This is a genomic window from Streptomyces sp. B93, assembly GCF_018070565.1.
GTDB lineage: Bacteria > Actinomycetota > Actinomycetes > Streptomycetales > Streptomycetaceae > Streptomyces.
Map to the genome: position 1 here is coordinate 1 of NZ_JAGPXL010000104.1, position 3011 is coordinate 3011.

Annotated in this window: 3 protein-coding genes; all 3 read right to left on the bottom strand. The window is 74.8% G+C overall.

Annotated elements, in window-relative coordinates; all coding sequences use genetic code 11:
• Positions 1 to 487 precede the first annotated feature (487 nt).
• Complete coding sequence (locus KBY47_RS36065) at positions 488 to 1279, bottom strand: class I SAM-dependent methyltransferase (RefSeq protein ID WP_210928851.1); 792 nt, start codon at positions 1277 to 1279, stop codon at positions 488 to 490.
• A gap of 3 nt (positions 1280 to 1282) precedes the next feature.
• Entirely contained in the window at positions 1283 to 2155 is an 873-nt protein-coding gene (locus KBY47_RS36070) for an LLM class flavin-dependent oxidoreductase (protein ID WP_210928852.1), read from the bottom strand.
• 204 nt (positions 2156 to 2359) lie between these two features.
• A partial coding sequence (locus tag KBY47_RS36075) for an A24 family peptidase (RefSeq protein WP_210928853.1) occupies positions 2360 to 3011 on the bottom strand: 652 nt, incomplete at its 5' end.

Genomic DNA, 3011 nt, shown 5'->3' on the forward strand with positions numbered 1-3011 from the left:
TTTGTGCCCCCACCCGGCCGCCCGGCGAACGGGTGGGGGCACAAAAAAACGGGCCGGTCCGTGGGGGGGAGACGGACCGGCCCGAGGGGGGGTTTCCACCATAACCCTTCGTAAGTGATGCTGCGTGCATCGGCGTGCCACAACTACTCTCCGAATTCGTCCGGCAACGCGGCGATGGTGGCGGAATCCCAGGTTCACAGGGGTTTCATGGCCGAATCACAGCGGTTTCACCGACTTGTCCGACGTCCCCCCGACGGGCTAATCCGCCCTCGAACGCGAACTTGACGCCGTACGGCGGACCGGGGGGTGGCCAGGCGGCGGCCGGGTGGCCGGGGCTTCCGGCAGGGCACCGCGCAGCCCCCTCCACTGCGCGGTGCCGCCCGCGCAGCTTTGCTGACGCGAATTACCTTGGTCTGAACCTACCGGAGACGCTGAGCCGAAACGAGCCACCGCCGATAACGATGTGAAAACCACACCGGTCGCCCCGCTACGACCGCACAGGCTTGCGCACATCGAAGAGATGACGGGTGCTGTGCGCCACGAACGGCCCCTCGGCAAGAATCCGCTCGTGCAGGACCCGCAGCCGGGACTCGTACGCCGGCACGGTGAAGTCCGGCACCATCCACACCACCTTGCGCAGGAAGTGCACCACGGCACCGATGTCGTGGAACTCCACCCGCAGCCGCTCCGCCCGCAACCCCACGACCTCCAGCCCGGCCGCCTCGGCGCCGGCACGCTCCCGCCCGGGATCACGGCCGCGCCGCGCCTCCTCGGGCAGCGGGCCGAGGAAGAACTCGACCAGCTCGAAGACGCTGGCCGGGCCCACGTGCTGGGCGAAGTACGTACCACCGGGCCGCAGCACCCGGGCGATCTCCGCCCACCACGGCCGCACCGGATGCCTGCTGGAGACCAGGTCGAAGGAGCCGTCCGGGAACGGCAGCGGGGCGTCCTCGGGCACGGCGACGACGGTGACACCGCGCGGGCGCAGCAGCGCCGTGGCCCTGGCCACGTTCGGCGGCCAGCCCTCGGTGGCGACGGTACGGGCGGGCGCCTCGGGGGCGGCCCGGCCCAGCGCGAAGTCCAGCACCTCCCCGCCACCGGTCTGCACGTCCAGCGCGGCCTCGGCCCGCGCCAGCCGCCCGGCCAGCGACTCCGCGTACCGCCAGGAGGGCCGTGCCTCGCTCGCCCGCCCCTCGAACCAGGAGAAGTCCCAGCCCTCGGTGGGCACGGCGGCGCCCTCGGCGACCAGTTCCTCGAAGGAAGCCGTACGGGGGTCCACGGCCTACGGCACCAGCGGCCGGACGTCCTCGGCCACGAACCGGACGAAACCCTCGGGGTCGGGCTCGTCCGCCGTGGGCTGGAGGATCACCGTGTCGGCGCCCGCCTCGGCGTACCGCCGCACCGCCTTGGCCACGGCACCGGCGTCCCCGGCGACGCCCAGCTCGGGCACGTCCGCCAGGCCCTCGGCGGCCAGCTCGGCGCGCAGCCGGGCCTCGGCGCCGGGCCCGGTCGCGGCGAGGACGTAGACGACGACGCGGTGGGCGTCGGTGCGCCCGGCCGACGCCCGTCCCTCGTCGATGAGGACCCGCGCCTTCCCGACCCCGTCCGCAGAGGTGGCCGAGGTGAGCAGGGTGCCGTCGGCCGCCTCCCCGGCCAGCCGGAGCGTGCGCGGCCCGGTGGCACCGGCGAGCACCTCCGGCGCCTGGGCGGGCGGCCAGTCGAGGGCGACGCCGTCCAGCCGGACGTACCGCCCCTCGGTGGTCACGCGCTCACCGCGCAGCAGGGCGCGCAGCGCGTCCAGCTGCTCGCGCAGCAGCGTCAGCGGCGACCCGGCACGCGCGCCGACCTGTCCCATCCAGTCCTGCACACCGTGGCCGACGACGAGGACGGGGCGGCCCGGGAACATCCGGTGCAGGGCGGCGGCCTCCATCGCGGTGACGGCGACGTTCCTGAGCGGCACCGGCAGCAGGCCGATACCGACGCGCAGCCGCTCCGTCCAGGCGAGGGCGGCGGCCGTCGTGGAGACCCCGCCCTCCAGGAAGCAGTCCTCCCACAGCCACAGCTCCTCCAGGCCCGCCTCGTCGGCGAGCCGGGCGACCGCGCGCAGCCGCTCGGGCGGGAGTTGCGGACGGAACACAGCGCCGAGTCCAGTCATGGCCCCTTCCTACCCAGGCCACCCAGACGCCACAACCGGATTACCCCCCTGCCGCCGCCGCGCCCAGACGCCATGACCCCATTACGCCCCGGCCACCGCCGCGCCCAGACGCCACAACCCCACTACACCCCAGCCACCGCCGCGCCCACACGCCACAACCCCACTACACCCCAGCCACCGCCGCGCCCACACGCCACAACCCCACTACGCCCCTGCCGCCGCCGCGCCCAGCAGCACCCCCGTGAACGCCCCGCCGATCATGAACGGCCCCAGCGGGATCGCCGACTTGCGGTCCGCGCGGCGCAGCGCGATGAGGGTGAGGCCGTACAGGGCGCCGTAGCACAGCCCCGCGAAGGCGCCGAGGAACAGGACGGACCAGCCGTACCAGCCGAGCGCCGCGCCCAGCCCCAGCGCCAGCTTCACATCGCCGAAGCCCATGCCGGACGGGTTGACGCGGTACAGCAGCAGGTACCCGCCGCCCAGGACGAGCGCGCCGAGGAGGGCCGTCGTCCAGGAGCCGCCGTCACCGGGCAGCGCCGCGGCCACCCCGAGCAGGACCAGCGTCACGGCGGCGAGCGGCAGCGTCAGCACGTCGGGCAGCCGCTGTACCCGCTGGTCGACGAGGGCGAGGAGTACGGCGACGGGTGCGACGACCAGCCAGACGGCGACCTCGGGACGGGCGCCGGTGGCGGCGGCGAGCGCGGCGCAGGACACGGCGGTGAGGGTGGCGACGACGGTGGTGCTCGGCCCGTACGGCGCACAGGGCACCGCCACGCACCGGGCCCGCCCCACCCACCCGCCCAACGCGCCCGTGATCCGGTGCCCGTCCGGGCCCCGCGCACCCCACCCCTCCCCG